Below are 15,568 nucleotides of genomic sequence, written 5' to 3' on the forward strand. Positions count from 1 at the left end.
CCACCTCGCTCGCCGTCGCCTGGGCCAGCTTCGCCGCGGCCCCCGGGTCCACGCGCGCCGTGACGAGCACGCCAATCACGGCCCCCAACAGCAGCTCCACCCGGCGCGCCACCGTCTTGCGAGGCAGCAGACCCGCCCGCGCCGCGCCCTCCAGGGCCCGCGACAGGTGGCCTCTCAGGAGCGCCCGGTAGTCCTCCACCGCCTGCTTCGCCTCCGCGTCATGCGGCCCCAACTCCGTGGCCGTGTTCACCAGCAGGCAGCCCCGCCGAGTCAGCGCTGGCGGCGCGGTGGCCATCGTCGCCGCGAGCGACTCGAAGTACTCCGTCACCTGCGTAAGGCCCGGCGCGTCCTTCGCGAAGACGCCCAGCCGGGGCCCGATGACCTCCTGGAGGTACAGCGAGATGGCCCGCGCGAACAGCCCGCGCTTGCTGTCGAACGTCTGGTACAGGCTGGAGCGGTTCAGCCCCGTCGCCACCTCCAGGTCCGACAGCGACGTCGCCTCGTAGCCGCGCGACCAGAACACCCCCAGCGCCGCCCGCACCGCCTCTGTCTCGTCGAACGCCCGCGTCCGCGCCACGTCACCCTCCTTGACAATTCTGAACCGACCGTTTCAATATGAATTCGGAACTGACTGGTTCAGAATATCCCAACCCCGGAGGGGGAGTCATCATGTCGCCACTGGCGCAGGTCTTCGCGGTCATCGCCGCGCTCATCCACGTGCTGTTCTTCGTGCTGGAGAGCATCGTCTTCTCCCGGCCGAAGGTGTGGAAGCGCTTCGGGCTGAAGTCGCAGGCGGACGCGGACGTGGTGAAGCCGATGGCGCTCAACCAGGGCTTCTACAACCTGTTCCTCGCCGTGGGCGTGCTGGCGGGCGTGGTGCTGGTGCACACGGGTGCGGTGGCGTCGGGCGTGGCGGCGGTGGTGTTCGGCTGCGCGTGCATGCTGCTGGCGGCGCTGGTGCTGGTGGGCAGCAACCGGAAGTTCCTCAAGGCCAGCCTCGTCCAGGGCGCGCTGCCGGCGCTGGCCATCTCGCTCGTCGTCTTCTGAGCCGGCTTTCGCCAGGCGGACCCGCCGCTCGAGCCGCCTGTGGGAGCGGCGGGGCCCAAGGGTGCACGGAAGGGAGGCGGACTCCCTTCCGTCCCAGGACTTCAGCGGCTACGGGCTGAACATGCCCGTGAGCACGCTGGCGCGGCCCCGAGGCAGCGAGCGTTTGAAGGGGCTCGTCGCCAGGTCCGAGCCGGGCTGGTACCAGCTCTGGATCTCAGCGAAGTACGTCTGGCCCGCCTGCAGCACGCCCGGGGGCAGGTACACGCTCTGGAGGTCCGTGTGCAGCGTCGCCACGCGCGTCACGGTGGTGGCGCCGTTGCCAACGCCCAGCCGGTAGATGTTCACCACGTAGTTCGTGGCCGTGCCGATGAGCGGCTTCGACCAGCGCAGCGAGGCGTCAGTCCCCACGCCCGTGAGGTTCTGGAAGGCGCCGCGCGTGTTCACCAGGGGCGCCTGCACCGGCCCGACGAGGGGCTGCACGGGCGCGGCGGTGAACGCGCTCGCCTCCTGGTCCACGCGGATGTCCACGCTCATGGTGTAGGGCGCCGCGGTTCCCAGCGCGTAGCTCTTCGTGAAGCCAGCGGCGGCGAGCGCCACCTTCTGCCACGCCGCCGGGAGCGGGTTGTTGTAGGTCATGCTCCCCGTGACGAGGTCGGTCCGCAGCGTGTCAGGATTGAGCTTCACGAGCAGTGGCTGCCCGCTGATGGACGCGACCGCCGAGCTCAGCGCTGCCGGCCGGGCGGACATCCAGATCTCGTTGTACGTGCTGACCGCGCCCGGGTTCACCTGGGTGCGAAGGGCTTCGAAGGCCGAGCGTCTCCAGTCCACCGCGAAGGTGCCTGTCGCGGCGGGCTGGGTGAAGGTTCCGCTGACGGTGACGGGCTGGCCCTCCACCAGCGTCACGCTCGTGTCGAGCACCTTGTGCATCGCGCGGTAGGGCACTCCATTCGCGCTCGTCTGCAACCGCATCTGCGCCAGCGAGAACACATCCCCGCGGCTGCTGTCGAGCAGCACCGGGTTGAGCATGTCGGCGTAATTGAAGCTCAGCCCGGAGAGCGACGTGGCGCCCGCCAGGGGGAACCCCGTGACGCCTCTGTTGACGTAGCCGAACGCGCCCGGGTTCAACGAATACACCTCCAGGTAGTCCCCCGACTGCCAGGGAGACAGGCCGGTGGCGGACACCGTCACGGGAGTGGACAGCGAGACGAAGGTGCCATCGCGGCCCCACTCCGTGGAGCCCAGGTCGAACGCTCGGCCGGTGCTCACCAGGTAGCGCGAGCCCAGCTTCAGGTAGATGCGGCCGGAAGGGACGTTCGGCACGGAGAGGGTGCCGTCCGCAAAGCCCGTGCCCGGGTAGGCCGTGAACGCCCCGGTCGTCGAGTCCCGCGTGTAGGCCACCACCGACGTGGCGGACTGATCGTACGGCTTCGTCTCGTTGCCCGACGTGGCGACGAAGGTCACCTGGCTGGCACCGGTGACCTGGGTGATCAGGCCCTGGGTGACCTGGGAGGTCGCGTCGGTCGACACGGAGGAGTCCACCGCCTCGGCCTCGTCGAGACCCGCGCAGCCAACCCCTGTCATGCCGACCAGAATCCCAAGGGAAACCAATGACATATTCATTGTGAAAGCGACCCTTTCGGCGACGCCTGGAATGGCGTCGCGCAGGGAGATTCATACCGGGTCGGTCTGACATTTCCGGGAGCGCTTCGACTCCAGTTTCCCCTTGAGAAAGTGAAAGCAAACGCGCTTCCGAGGCGGCGCCCGCTCAAGGCGTGACGGGCTCGAAGACTTCGGCGTCCGGCAGGGTGAGGACGGCCCGGCCCGCTTCACCCAGCTTCTCGCGCGGCACGTCCCGGAAGCGCTGCACGAAGCTGGCGGACGGGCGCAGCGTGAGGGACTGGCCGGTATCGCGGTTGCGGAACGTGGTCGCGACGTCCTCCGGCGAGGGCGTGGCCACCAGCGACAGGTTGAGCTTGCCCAGGCTGGCGCCGGTGGCCGCCGCAGCTCCGTCCGCGACGCAGGTGTACTGGACCTTCGCCGGGCTGTGGTGGATGACCTCCAGCTTGAAGCTGCCCCGGGGCAGACCCAGTTGCTGGAGCGCGTAGTCGCCCATCCTGTAGCCCGCGACCGCCCACGGCCCCGCGCCCCCATGCACCAGCGCCACCCGCTCCAGCGCGCCCGGTTCAGCGGACGGAGTCGCGGCGGGCTTCGCGCCCGCGCAGCCCAGGGTGAGGCCCAGCGTGACGGACAGCAGGAGGTGGCGGCGCATGGTCATCGAGGGCTCCGGTGAAAGACAGACGGAGCGTTCTACCCGGAAGCAATGGACCATGGCGACATACGACTCCGGCCATGCATTCGGCTCAGAGCGCGTAGCCGACCATCAGTGACGCGGAGGCCCTGGGCACCAGCGCCGTGCCGGAGTCCCGCTTCGCCATGACGCCTCCCGCGGAGGCGCTCAGGAGCATCGACAGGCGGCTTCGCACGTCCAGCCGCACGCCCCCGGTGACGAGCCCCAACGGCTCCAATCCGAAGCGCGCATCTTCGTCCGGAATGCGTGACTGGAAGACGGCCAGTGCCCCGGCCTCCAGCGCGCCGCTGAACGTCCAGGCTCCGAGCTTCCAGTGCGGCCCCGCGCCCAACCTCAGCTCCAGCTCCGTCTGCTGGAAGGACACCCTGCTGCCCGTCCCCCTCCGCACCGAGAGCCCCAGGCCTGATGTGTCCACGCCGGGGAACAGCCGCCCTTCGCGCACCAGGCGCACGTCCAGGCCCGCGAGCGACGACAGGCCCGCCACGAGGCCTGACGTCAGCGATGGCCCCACGGCGACCAGCAGCTCCGACCCCGCCCCACCCTTTCGCGCGAGCCTCATCCGCGCGGCCTGCTCCAGGGGCTCGCCGCCCACCGACACGGCTCCGTCCAGCGGTACCTTCACCGACCGCTCCAGGTATCCGTCCTCCGCTCGCAGCAGCAGCCGGTATGCGCCGGGCGACACGGCCAGCGTCGTGGGGCCCTCGCCCTTCTCCAGCTCCGCCACCAGCGCGCCACTCTCCGACGCCATGACGAGCCAGCGGCCCGGGGCCTTCACGTCGAGCGTCAGCCGGCCTCGCGCGCGCTGGGGCTCGGAGAGGATCAACTCTCCGCGTCCGCTCAGGTCCATGCGGAACGTGGGCCGCTGCAGGCCTCCCGGGGAGACGAGCGTGGACTCCAGCGTCCTCGCGTAGGCGTAGCGGTACGCCTCCTCCAGCGTGACGCGCCCATCCCGCGAAGCATCGGCCGCTCCGCGCAACCCCACCGTCAGGTGGTGCGTGAAGAAGGAGCCCTGCAACGCATCCGACTCCTGCGCGTACTCATCCGCGCCAGACGCGCTGATGACGACCCGGCCCTCCAGGTCCGAGGCCTCCATCGTGACCGGCGCGGCCACCGGCTTCAGGCCCTTCAAGCGCGTGGCGACACCGGAGCGGCATGAGTCCAGGATGAGCAGCCCCACGCCCACCGGCGCGCCCTTGAGGAAGTCCACCAGCTCGCGCATCGGCAGCTCGGTCCCGCGCAGGTGCAGGCTGCCGTCACCCGCGTGCGACGACACGTAGAGCAGGAGCCAATCCCTCGGCGAGGCTTCCACGGCCAGCCGCGCCCGGAAGCGCGCCAGGGCTTCGCGCAGCTTCGCGGCATCCGTGCCCAGCAGCGTCATCGTGCGCTCAGGCGACACGGTGCCCACTTCCTGGAGCACCTCGCGCATCCGCTGCGCGTCCGTCTCCGCGAAGCGCAGCCGCTCCTCGCTGGCCAGGCCCTGGTTCTCTCCCACGATCAGCGCCCAACGGCGCGGCGCTTCCTCCGCGGCGGCGCCCGGAAGCGGTCCCAGCACCAGGAGCAGCACCGCGAGCAGCCGCACGCCCAGGCCCAACACGCGGCTCACGGCACGACCCTCAGCAACGTGCGCGCCCGCGCCTTCCCGATGCCCTCCGGCGTCGCCACCTCCAGCGGTCCCTGCCCCTTCCCGCGCGCTTCAGCAACGCGCGCCGTGAGCGCCTCGCGCGCCTGCTCCACGTCCAGCGGCGCATCCGAGAAGAACGCATGCAACGCCACCGACCCCGGCGTCACTTCCAACGCGGGAGACAACCGCACCTCCGCCCCCGGCTCCACCGTGCCGCTCGTCTTGCCATCCCCCGGCCAGAGCGCATCCACCGCGCCTGCTTCATCCACCGCGAGCACCAGCACGTTCCGGTACGGCCCCGTGCCCACCGCGAGCGTCACCTGCTCACCGGGCCTCGCGTCCTGCACCGGCGCGCCCTGCACGGACAGCAGCCGCAGCGCCACGGTCCCCTTCAGCCGTACGCCGTCCTCCGCGCCCCGCGGCACGTAGACGACCATCGCGAGCCCCACCGCCAGCGCGGTCACCAGCGGCACGCCCCAGCTCCACCAGGGCCTCGCGGACCGGGCGCGCTTCTCCTCCAGCCTCGCCAGCACCGCCTTCGCTCGCGGCTGTGCCAGGCTCGACGCACGCGCCTGCTTCATCCGCTCGGCGATCATCCCGCAGGCTGGGCAGTCGGCCACGTGCCGCTCCGCGCGCCCCGAGCCATCCAGCCCCGACAGCCACTCGTCCAACTCCAGCCGCGTCAGGTGCTCAGCCACGCTCCGCCTCCAACGCGTCCGGAAGCCGCCCCAGCTCCGCCGCCTTCTTCCGGATGGAGTCCAGGTCGCGGACGATGGTCTTTCGCGACACGTCCAGCATCCCGGCGATCTCCTCCTGGGTCAGCCCGTCGAAGAAGTGCAGCGTGGCCACCTCCAGCTCGCGCTCGCCCATCCGCCCCACGAGGTGCCGGATGAAGTCCGCGGCCTCCCACTGGCCAGGCGTGAGCGCCGCGGCCTCCGGCGCCTCCAGGAGCACCGGCTCCCGCAGCTGGCGCGAGCGCAGCGCGTTGAGGCACAGGTTGGTGGTGACGCGGTACACGTACGTCATGGGACGGGCCTCCCGTCGGAACCGCGCGCCAGCCGTCAACATGCGCTCGAAGACCTCCTGGACGATGTCCCAGGCGTCGGCATCGCGTCCCAGCAGCGCGAGCGCGCGACGGTGCACCACGGGCGCGAAGCGCTCGTAGAGCTCCCTGAGCTCCTCCGCACCGAGCCCGCTCGCCATCCGATGGGTCCGACCTTCCTTTTCGTCCTTGAGACACCCGGCCCCTGCGGCCTGGGACATCGCATCGCATCCGCGATGGGCCGTGGGATATTAGTCGCACCCCCGGCGGCATGTCCCAGGCCGGCCGCACCGGGTGTCCCAACCGCCGTGAAACGACTCGTCCTCGCCACCCTCGTCGCGCTCCTGGGCGCCTGCTTCGACCCGCTCTACGAGGACCCGGACGAGCTGGGCGAGGTGTCCTGGGCCGTCTGCTGCGTCCGCAACCAGGTGGACACCTGCCCCTGCGAGGACCCCGGCGGCTGTGAGATTCGCTTCCAGGCGTGCTCGGCCGGCACCTGCACGCCGTCGCTCCGGGACAGCTGCGAGACCCTCCCCGGCAGCCAGGACGGCGGCCAGAGCTACGACGCAGGCGCGGGCGTCGACGCGGGCACCACCACCGACGCCGGCACCACCACCGACGCCGGCACCACCACCGACGGCGGCGTCATCATCGAAGACGGCGGCACCAGCACCGACGCGGGCACCAGCACCGACGCGGGCACCGACGCGGGCCCCCCGCCGATGGTGACCTACGAGCCGTGCTGCGATCCGTTCACCCACCGTGTCAGCACCTGCCGCTGCGATGCCACGGGCTGCCTCAGTCCTTCCTTCACGCCCTGCGCGTCCGGCCGCTGCGCACTCAACGGGGAGTCATGCGGCTAAGGTCTCCCGCGGGATGAAGGGCACCTTCCATTCGCTGCGCGGCTACAACTACCGGACGTGGGCGGCCGGGGCGCTCGTGTCCAACGTGGGCACGTGGATGCAACGCACCGCCCAGGACTGGATCGTCCTCACCCAGCTCACCCACAACAACGCCACGGCCGTGGGCGTGGTCATGGCGCTCCAGTTCGCGCCACCGCTCCTGTTCCTTCCCCTGACGGGCTTCGCGGCGGATCACTTCGACCGGCGCAAGCTCCTGTTCGCCACGCAGGCGGCCCTGGGCGCACTGGCGCTAAGTCTGGGGCTGCTCACGCTCTCCGGGCACATCCGGCTGTGGCACGTGAACGTGTTCGCGTTCCTCCTGGGGTGCGTCACCGCGTTCGACGCCCCCGCGCGCCAGACGTTCGTGTCGGAGCTGGTGGGCGAGGAGGACCTCGCCAACGCCGTGGCGCTCAACTCCACCTCGTTCCACGCCGCGCGCATGTTGGGCCCCGCCATCGCGGGGTTGCTCATCTCCGCCGTGGGCTCCGGGTGGATGTTCGTCCTCAACGCGGCATCGTTCGGCGCCGTGCTCCTCTCGCTGAGCCTGCTCCGCGTGCACGAACTGCACGTGACGGACCGCGCCCTGCGCACGCGCGGGAGCCTGCTGGAGGGCTTCGTCTACGTCTGGAAGCGGCCCGACCTGGTGGCGGTGCTGACCATGTTCTTCCTCATCGGCACCTTCGGCCTCAACTTCCCCATCTTCATCTCCACCATGTCCGTGCGCGTCTTCGGCCAGGGCGCCAGCGGCTACGGGCTCCTCACGTCCATCATGGCCATCGGCTCGGTGACGGGCGCGCTGCTCTCCGCGCGTCGCGCGCAGCCGCGCATCGGCCTGCTGGTGACGGGGGCCGCGGTCTTCGGAGCGGGGCTCACGCTCGCGGCGCTGATGCCCGTCTATGCCCTCTTCGGCGTCATGCTCGTCATCATCGGCGTGTCCGCGCAGACCTTCACCACCACCGCGAACAGCCTGGTGCAGCTGTCCACCGAGCCCGCCATGCGAGGGCGCGTGCTCGCCATCCTCCTGGCCATCGCGCTGGGCGGCACGCCCCTGGGCGCCCCCATCGTCGGGTGGGTCGCGGACACGTTCGGTCCCCGTCAGGCCTTGGGCGTGGGCGCCGCGGCGGGCTTCGTCGCGGCGCTCATCGGCCTGCGCTACCGCGCGAAGGCGGCGGCTACTTCTTCTCCAGGATGACGGCGTAGAACTCGATGCCCACGCCCTGCCGGTCCTCCTCGGTGATGGAGTCGTCCGGCAGCCCCAGGAACCGGCTCACGGGCTGCACGCCACCGGGGCCCGGCGTCCACGGCGTGCAGAGCTCCAGGTACTCCGGCAGGGAGAACAGCTCGAAGCTCTCCCCCATCTTCTGGAACATGCCCACGAACTGCTCCCACTGGGGCGTCGTCTTCGCGGGGTCCTTCGTCTCGAACGTGGTGAAGAGCTTGGAGCCCGGCGCGGCCCAGTCGTAGAGGTCGCGGAAGAACTTCCGGTTCTCCTCCGCCTTGAGGAACACGGTGATGCCGTTGGCGCCCAGGGCCACCTTGCGCTCGCCGCCCAGGAAGTCGCGCACGTCCGGGCGCTCCAGGAAGGACTTCGCCTGGCGGATGTCGCACTCCAGGTAGCGCACGCGCGGGTCGTTCCCCAACAGCACGCGCGCCTGCGCCATCGTCAGCGGATTGATGTCCGAGTACAGCACCTTCACGTCCGGCGGCAGCACGCCGTGCACGTGGTCGTTGGTGGGCAGGCCGGACGCGAAGTCCACCCAGTGCGTGAAGCCCTCCGTGGACAGCCGCTTCGCCGCGCCCTGGAGGCACGCGCGCAGCATCCGCACCCACTTCCGCGTGGAGGGCAGCAGCGAGAACATGTACTCCGCCGCCTGCCGGTCCGCGTCGAAGTTGTGGGTGCCGCCCAGCGTGTAGTCGTAGATGCGTGCCGCGTCGGGAACCTGGGGATTCACGCCCGGCACGCGGGCCAGCTCGTTCACATCCATGGTCGTCGCTCCATCGGTTCCGGGCATTGTGCCGGTCCGCTCGCGCGGTTGCACCCTTCCTACGGAGTGACGCCCGCGACCTGGCGCAGCAATTCCAACGGCCCCAGCGCGGCGACCGCGTCGAACTGCTCGGGCGTGCGCACCAGCAGCGACCCCGCGAAGCCCAGCGCGTTGACGTTGACGCCCAGGTGCTCCGCCCTGGCGCGAGGCACCAGCAGCATCCAGTCCCGGGTGACGAGCAGGTTGTACGGCGCGTGCTCCGCCAGCCCCAGCGCGTCCCGCAGCAGCCGGTACGCCGCCAGCATCCGCGCGCCCTGCCCCGGCGCGCCCCACGGCCCCAGGCCCGCCAGCAGGTGCGCGAACGGCAGCGACTCCGCGGCCACCACGCGGCCCGGCCCCGGCAGCGCGGGCAAGAGCGCCTCCACGGGCGCGCGCAAACGGTCCGGCCCCAGCGGCGGCACCAGCTGCAGGTGCTTGTGGCGCTGGCTGGCGCCGGCCGTCTCCCCCGCGTTGTAGAAGGCCAGCCCGTCCAGCCCCTCCAGGCACGTGGCGAGCGCGTCGAAGTCCGCGTGCGTCAAGAGCGCGTCCTGCGACTCGAAGGTCCGCGTCACCAGGAGCAGGTGGTGCTCCACGACGTTGAACTTGTTGAGCAGGCACACGTGCGCGGGCGCCACGTCCCCCAGCACCAGGTCCGGCTCCGGGTTCGCGAACGGGTTGAACGGCTCCGTGCCTGACGAAGGCGGACGCTTGCGCTCCTTGAGCGCCACCCGTCCCAGCACGCGCACCTGGAACGCCGTGCCCGCGACCGGCACCGTGCGCGCTTCCGTGGCGATGGGCTGGAGCGCCCCGGTCTCCAGCGCGTGGCGGGTGACGTCCAACGTGCGGGGCCACAGGACGGCGGGCGTCAGCGGTGCGGCGTTCACGGGCGGGCTCCTGGCGCGAGTCCTCCCAGTCTGTGCCGTCCGCTCACGCCAGCGTCAACCCGCTCGCGGCCAGGGAGCGCTCCGGATGTCCGCCTCAGCGCGGAGGAGGACGGAAGACGTACTGGTACACCTGCGGCTCGCTGCCGGGCGGGTACTGGGCGTCCATGAAGGCCACGTGCGCGCTGTGGGTGATGAGCACGTCCTGGAGGCTGTCGTAGAGCACCACCACGTTCGTGGCCTTCCCGCTGGGGTCCAGGTCCACGCGCACCTTCAGGTTGCCCTTGAGGTCCGGCTTCTCCATCAGGTGCTCCAGGTACAGCGCCACCAGCCCCAGCGACACCCGGTCGTAGATCTGCTCCACCGTGCCCTTCGCGGGCGAAGCGGGCAGGTGCAGCTTCTTCGTCAGCTGCGCGGCCTCCTCCGCCGCCTCGGGCACCGGCCGCTCCGGAGCCGCGAGCGCCGCGCGGTACGCCGCCATGGCTTCGAAGTAGCGCTCCAGCTTGAGCAGCAGCCGCGCCCGCCGCACCTGGATGTCCGCGCGTTGCGGGGCCAGCGCCGCCGCCTGGTCCAACCGGGCCTCGGTGGCGGCCACGTCCTGCTTCGCCTCCGCCAGCGTCGCCAGCCGCAGGAGCGGTTCAGGGTCCTGGGGCGTCGCCGCGGCCAGGCGCACCAGGGCCTTCGCCTCGTCCTCCGGGCGGTCGAGCTCCACGGCGAGCTTCACCCATGAGGCGAGCACCGCGGGCTCCGCGCCGCCGAGCGTCGCGTAGCGCTCCAGCATCTTCACCGCCTGCGCCTTGTCCCCGGCGGCGAGCCACGCCTCCGCCTGCCGACGGTGCGCCTCGCGGTCATGCGGCTGGAGCGCGACGAGCAGCGCCCCGGCCTCCGCGCCCGCCTTCGCGTCCCCCGCCTCGCGCGCCAGTTTCGACAGCACCTGGAGCGCCTCCGGCTGCTCGGGCCAGTCCTTCACCGAGCGCACCAGCAGCGCCCGCGCCTCCGCCGCGCCTCCCGGGCGGCCCGCCAGCAAGAGCGCCAGGTCCGTGCGGAAGCGCGGGATGTCCAGCTTCGCCAGCGCCTCGCGCAGCCGCGCTTCCGCCTCCGCGGGCTTGCCCTCCGCCTGGAGCCGCAGGCCGTCCGCCCAGAGCGCGGGCGAGAAGCCGGGCACCACCTTGCGCGCGGTCTCCAGCGGCGCGGCCGCGTCCTTCAACATGCCCCAGCGCACGTAGACGAGCCCCAGGCCCACGTGCGGCCACGGGTTCTCCGGGTACACCACCGCCAGCGCCTTGAACTCGGCGAAGCTCTCGTCCGAGGGCAGCGCGAGGAAGGCCCGGTACACCCGGGGCATGGGGTCCTTGGGCGCCTTCGCCTGCCGCGCGTCCAGCTCCGTGCGCAGCGTGCTGGGGCTGCCCTGGACCCGCGCCGTGTCCACCCGCTGGAGCATCGCCATGCCGTCCGCGGCGGGAGCGGGCACCGGCCGGGCGCCCAGGGCCGGGAGCGCGCACAGCACGGACAGGAGCAGGCACGTCAGGACACGGGACGTCATCAGGGCCAGTGGGAAGCCGGGGGAGCCAGGGGGCGGCCGGACGCTACCAGATGGACGCGCCTCGCGAGGGCTGCGAGCGATTACGCACCTTGCGTGAATTACAGAGATACACGCCATGTTTCACGGGTGCCGGAACGGGTGGAATGGCCCTGGAGGGCGACCTCGCTTTCGGGCGTTGGACGCCACCCGGGCGGTAGGTCTTGACCAGAACGCGCGGTGCTGGGCGGAATGGCGCCCATGGCCACCGCCGAGAAACTCGTATTCCCGACCATCGTCGAAGGACTCTTCGTCCGGGGACTTTCCGGGAAGGTGCCCTTCGCCCTCAAGGAGCAGTTGCGCAAGGAGGGCCTGGACCTGGACCGGCCCCTGCAGCCGGCGTACTCGCTGGACACGTGGACGCGCTGCGTGGCGCTGACGGCGAAGACGCTGCACCCGGAGCAGCCGGACCCGGTGGCGTGGCGGATGCTCGGCGAGCGGATGATCGACGGCTACCGCGACACGATGGTGGGCCGGGCGCTCCTGGGCGTGCTGCGGCTCATCGGGCCCAAGCGGATGCTGCTGCGCACGCAGCACAGCTTCCGCACCGGCAACAACTACACCGAGGTGCGCATCACCGAGCGCGGCGAGCGTGAAGCGGACCTGTGGCTCAACGAGCCCGGCCTGCTGCGCTACTTCAAGCAGGGCGTGATGCTGGCCACGGTGCGCGCCGCCAGCGGCCCGGCCACGCAGGTGGACGTGGTCCAGTTCGACGACGACAGCGTCACGTACCGCGTGTCCTGGGGCGCTCCGGGCGCCTGAGTCACCGGCGTCCCCCTGCGCGCGGATCCGCGACCCCGGGGCCCCTTGCCCGCACCGGGCCCCATCTGCCAGCGTGAGGGTCTGCGCGCGGCGTCCGGGCCGTGAACGGCCGCGCGAAGAGGGGGATTCATCCAAATGCCGTCGAGCAAGCGCGCCAACCTGCCGCGCTGGAACGGTCATCAGCAGGGGTTCTTCGAAATCTGGTTCCTGGTGGTGCTCGACCCGGGCGGAGACCGCGCCTGGTGGTTGCGCTACACCCTGTTCACTCCCGCGCCGGGGAGCGGCGGCGAGCCTCGCGCCACGATGTGGGCGGCGGCCTTCGACTGCGCGTCCCAGGACCGGCCCGCGGTGGCGCTCAAGGCCATCCATCCGGCCTCCGCGTTCACGGCGCTGCCGGACGGCGGAGTGCGCATCGCGGACTCGGAGCTGACGCCCGGCCACGTCCACGGCCAGGTGAAGAGCGGCGGGCACTCCATCGCGTGGGACCTGCGCTTCCAGGGCGGCCACCCCGGACCGGTGCGCCGCGAGCCGCGAGGCACCGCGCTGTTGCCCCTGCCCACGCAGGTCGCCCACGTGCACGACGACGTCACCTTCGAAGGCACGGTGACGGTGGACGGCGAGCGCATCGACGTGAAGGGCGCGCCCGGCCTGCAGAAGCACCTGTGGGGCCACCGGCGGCTGGAGGAGCTGACGTGGCTGTACTGCCCGCGCTTCGCCGAGGACCCGGACGCGCGGCTGGAGGTCATGGCGGTGCGCGCGAAGCGCAAGCGGGGCCACCCCCAGCTGTCGCCCATCTACCTGCGCACGCGCGACGCCGAGCACACGTTCCATGAAATGCCCCACGTGCTCTTGTCGCGCGTGACGTCGCCCGCGTCCGGAGAGCTGACCTTCCGCGCCGCCTCCGCCACCATGGCCGTGGAGGGCCGCGCGTGGTGCGACCCGCGCACGCTGGTGGGCTACGCGTACCGGGACCCCACGGGCTGGGACGTGCTGGTGGCCCAGAGCGACGTGGCCCGGTGCGAGGTGCAGCGGTTCTCCCGGCCCCACCCCTTCGCGGCGTGGAAGCCCACCGGGAAGCTGACCTCCACCGTGGGCGCGCTGGAGTTCCACGCTCCGGAGCCGATGCCGGGCGTGCGCTACATCCCCTGGGACGGCACCGCGCTCGCAGCGGAAGGCTCACCCGGCGGGGACGCGCCGGCCCTGGGGACGGGCTGACGCCGGGCCCTCCGCCTCCGCCTTCCGGGAGGGAGGGGCTTGTGGGACGGGGCCCGGGGTACTGCCCGGGTGGCGCCCAGGCCTCGAGGGGGAGGCGCCTCCTCCGCGTGTGGATGGGGACGGCCGTGGCCACCCTCTGGGGTGACGGCCCGCCGCTCCCCTGAAGCCCATGCGCCATCGACTGCGGAGACACCTCCAGTCGCTCCTCCGGGTGGACCCCGGAAGACCGGCCCTGTGGGCGGGCATCCGGGCCGCCGTCGCCACCGCCCTGCCCCTGTGTCTGTCGTTCCTGACCACCGTGCCGCAGGCCGGCTGGGCGGGCCTCACGGGGCTGCTCGTCACGCTCGCGGACAAGGGCGGCTCCTACCGCGTACGGGCGCGCGTCATGGGCGTGGTGACGGTGCTGGGGGCGCTGGTCGGCCTGCTCGCCGCGCCCGCGGGCCACACGTATGTGATGGACGCCACGCTGCTGCTCGTGGGCGTCACCGCAGCGAACTTCGCGCGCTGCTACGGCGAGACAGCGGGCTCCGTGGGAGGGCAGCTCGCCGTCATCTTCGTCGTGTCGCTGGGCGCGCCCGCCGCCTCGCCGCGAGAGGCGCTGCTGCGAGGCGCGGCGCTGCTGCTGGGCGGCCTGTGGGCCATGGCGCTGTCGCTGCTGCTGTGGCCGCTCAGGCCCTACCGCCCCGCGCGCCGGGCGGTGGCGCAGGTGTACGCGGGGCTGGCGATCGCCGCGGAGGACCTGGGGAGGGCCACGCGGGACGGCGCCACGGCCGAGGCGTGGGCCGCGGGGCTGATGCGCCACGCGCGGCTCCGCCCGGACATCGAACGGGCGCGAGACGTGCTCGCGGCCACGCGGCGAGGGAGGCCGGACGAGTCCAGGCGCGGCGAGCACCTGCTGGTGCTGGTGGAGCTGGTGGAGCCCATGGTGGCGCTGCTCAGCGCGCTCGCGGAGGCGATGCAGGTGGTGGGGCGCGACCCGCACATGCACGCGACGCGCGAGCGGGTCATCAAGCTGTGCGAGGCCTTCGGCGCGATGGACCAATGGGTGTCGCGGGCGCTGCGGCAGGAGCGCAACGAGGGCATGCGCGAGCCGCCCCGGCTGGCGCTGAGGCCCCGTCGCCGGCAGCCCGCGAGGATGGCCGCGCCGCCCGTGCGCCAGAGCGCGGAGGGGCCGCTGTCCACGCACGTCGCCACGCTGCTGGACCGGCTGCGCGAGTACGCGGGCGTGGCGCACGAGACGGCGTCGGGCCTGCTCTTCGGAGACCCGGTGTCGGCGCGAGGCAAGGGCACGGTGGGCGGCCCCCGGCAGGCGCCGGGGTTCTCCCTGTGGCGGCCGGTCCGCGACCACCTGCACCCGGACTCGGTGGTGCTGCGGCACGCGCTGCGCACGGGGATGGTGGCCACGGCGGCGCTGGGGCTGACGCGGGCGTTGCAGGTGGGCGACGCGCACTGGGTGAGCCTCGTGGTCATCTCCATCCTCCAGCCCTACGCGGGCAGCACGGAGGAGCGCGTGCTCCAGCGCACGCTGGGGACACTCGTGGGCGCGAGCCTGGCGGCGCTCATCGCGACGCTGGTGCACACCCCGCCGATGATGATTGGCGTCATCAGCGTGCTGACGGCCATCTCCGTGGCGCTGCTGCCGCTGAACTTCGGCGCGTTCCAGGTCCTGCTCACGCCGGACTATCTGTTGATGGCCACGCTCAGCTCCGGGGACTGGACGGTGGCGTCGCAGCGCTCGCTGGGCGTGCTCATCGCGGGGGCGCTGGCGCTGGTGGGCTCATGGACGCTGTGGCCCAGCCCGGAGCGCCGCCGCTTCCCGGACGCGGCGGCCTCCGCCCTGCGCGCGGACGGGAAGTATCTGCAACAGCTGGCCACGCACCGCAGCGGCACGGAGCCCGCGGTGAACGAGGAGCGCCGGCTCCTGGACCAGGCGCTGCTGGAGGCGGAGTCGTCCTTCCAGCGGCTGATGACGGAGTACCGGGGCCCGCTCGGGCACCTGGAGCCGGGCATGGCGCTGCTCACCTACGCGCGCAGGTTCGCGCTGGCGGTGACGGCGCTGGGCACGGGGCGCTTCGAGGGGAGGACGACGTCGGTGCTGCCGCAGCAGCTGGCGCAGCGGGCCAGTGACAGCCTGGAGCTGCTCGCCCGCGCGTTGCAGGAGCGGCGCGAGCCCCCGCCCCTGCCCGC

15 protein-coding genes are annotated in these 15,568 nt (G+C 72.1%); 6 read left to right on the plus strand and 9 right to left on the minus strand.

What is annotated here, in order from left to right; genetic code table 11:
• The coding region (locus D7W82_RS31835) for a TetR/AcrR family transcriptional regulator (protein ID WP_147439672.1) at positions 1-577 on the minus strand (577 nt) is incomplete at its 3' end.
• A gap of 92 nt (positions 578-669) precedes the next feature.
• Between D7W82_RS31835 and D7W82_RS31840 the strand changes: the two genes are divergently transcribed.
• Positions 670-1,047, plus strand: coding sequence for a DUF1304 domain-containing protein (locus D7W82_RS31840; RefSeq protein WP_120621918.1), 378 nt, complete (start codon positions 670-672; stop codon positions 1,045-1,047).
• A 108-nt stretch (positions 1,048-1,155) separates the two neighbouring features.
• Here D7W82_RS31840 and D7W82_RS31845 read toward each other — a convergent pair whose 3' ends face one another.
• The 5 genes from D7W82_RS31845 to D7W82_RS31865 all read right to left on the minus strand — a co-directional run bounded on the left by D7W82_RS31845 (position 1,156) and on the right by D7W82_RS31865 (position 6,179).
• On the minus strand, positions 1,156-2,667 hold the full coding sequence (locus tag D7W82_RS31845) for an ABC transporter substrate-binding protein (protein ID WP_120621919.1): 1,512 nt from the start codon (positions 2,665-2,667) through the stop codon (positions 1,156-1,158).
• A 145-nt stretch (positions 2,668-2,812) separates the two neighbouring features.
• Positions 2,813-3,316, minus strand: coding sequence for an FmdE family protein (locus tag D7W82_RS31850; protein WP_233588052.1), 504 nt, complete (start codon positions 3,314-3,316; stop codon positions 2,813-2,815).
• 91 nt (positions 3,317-3,407) lie between these two features.
• Complete coding sequence (locus D7W82_RS42430; RefSeq protein ID WP_120621921.1) at positions 3,408-4,958, minus strand: caspase family protein; 1,551 nt, start codon at positions 4,956-4,958, stop codon at positions 3,408-3,410.
• Positions 4,955-5,674 carry a hypothetical protein gene (locus D7W82_RS31860; protein ID WP_120621922.1) on the minus strand — a complete coding sequence of 240 codons (720 nt, stop codon included), beginning with the start codon at positions 5,672-5,674 and terminating at the stop codon, positions 4,955-4,957. The genes D7W82_RS42430 and D7W82_RS31860 overlap by 4 nt, the downstream gene beginning before the upstream one ends.
• A complete protein-coding gene (locus tag D7W82_RS31865) occupies positions 5,667-6,179 on the minus strand; it encodes a sigma-70 family RNA polymerase sigma factor (protein ID WP_120621923.1) in 513 nt (170 codons plus the stop codon). Before D7W82_RS31865 ends, D7W82_RS31860 begins: the two co-directional genes overlap by 8 nt.
• A gap of 147 nt (positions 6,180-6,326) precedes the next feature.
• On the opposite strand from D7W82_RS31865, the gene D7W82_RS41880 reads away from it, so the two are divergent.
• Both D7W82_RS41880 and D7W82_RS31875 read left to right on the plus strand, forming a co-directional pair.
• On the plus strand, positions 6,327-6,881 hold the full coding sequence (locus tag D7W82_RS41880; protein ID WP_233588053.1) for a hypothetical protein: 555 nt from the start codon (positions 6,327-6,329) through the stop codon (positions 6,879-6,881).
• Between the two features lie 13 nt (positions 6,882-6,894).
• Entirely contained in the window at positions 6,895-8,112 is a 1,218-nt protein-coding gene (locus D7W82_RS31875; RefSeq protein WP_120621924.1) for an MFS transporter, read from the plus strand.
• Here D7W82_RS31875 and D7W82_RS31880 read toward each other — a convergent pair.
• From D7W82_RS31880 to D7W82_RS31890, 3 genes are all read right to left on the minus strand, one after another.
• Entirely contained in the window at positions 8,093-8,905 is an 813-nt protein-coding gene (locus tag D7W82_RS31880) for an SAM-dependent methyltransferase (protein ID WP_120621925.1), read from the minus strand. The two genes, D7W82_RS31875 and D7W82_RS31880, sit on opposite strands and share 20 nt — an antisense overlap.
• Before the next feature lie 59 nt (positions 8,906-8,964).
• Positions 8,965-9,828 (minus strand): ATP adenylyltransferase, encoded by an 864-nt coding sequence (locus D7W82_RS31885; RefSeq protein WP_120621926.1) that lies wholly within the window; start codon positions 9,826-9,828, stop codon positions 8,965-8,967.
• Between the two features lie 94 nt (positions 9,829-9,922).
• Positions 9,923-11,368, minus strand: coding sequence for a hypothetical protein (locus D7W82_RS31890; protein ID WP_120621927.1), 1,446 nt, complete (start codon positions 11,366-11,368; stop codon positions 9,923-9,925).
• A 237-nt stretch (positions 11,369-11,605) separates the two neighbouring features.
• On the opposite strand from D7W82_RS31890, the gene D7W82_RS31895 reads away from it, so the two are divergent.
• From D7W82_RS31895 to D7W82_RS31905, 3 genes are all read left to right on the plus strand, one after another.
• Positions 11,606-12,166: a DUF2378 family protein gene (locus D7W82_RS31895; protein ID WP_120563545.1), complete on the plus strand. Its 561-nt coding sequence runs from the start codon at positions 11,606-11,608 to the stop codon at positions 12,164-12,166.
• A 135-nt stretch (positions 12,167-12,301) separates the two neighbouring features.
• Positions 12,302-13,381: a hypothetical protein gene (locus D7W82_RS31900; RefSeq protein ID WP_120621928.1), complete on the plus strand. Its 1,080-nt coding sequence runs from the start codon at positions 12,302-12,304 to the stop codon at positions 13,379-13,381.
• A 169-nt stretch (positions 13,382-13,550) separates the two neighbouring features.
• A partial coding sequence (locus D7W82_RS31905; protein ID WP_147439673.1) for an FUSC family protein occupies positions 13,551-15,568 on the plus strand: 2,018 nt, incomplete at its 3' end.

Source organism: Corallococcus sp. CA049B, from assembly GCF_003611685.1.
Classification (GTDB): domain Bacteria; phylum Myxococcota; class Myxococcia; order Myxococcales; family Myxococcaceae; genus Corallococcus; species Corallococcus coralloides.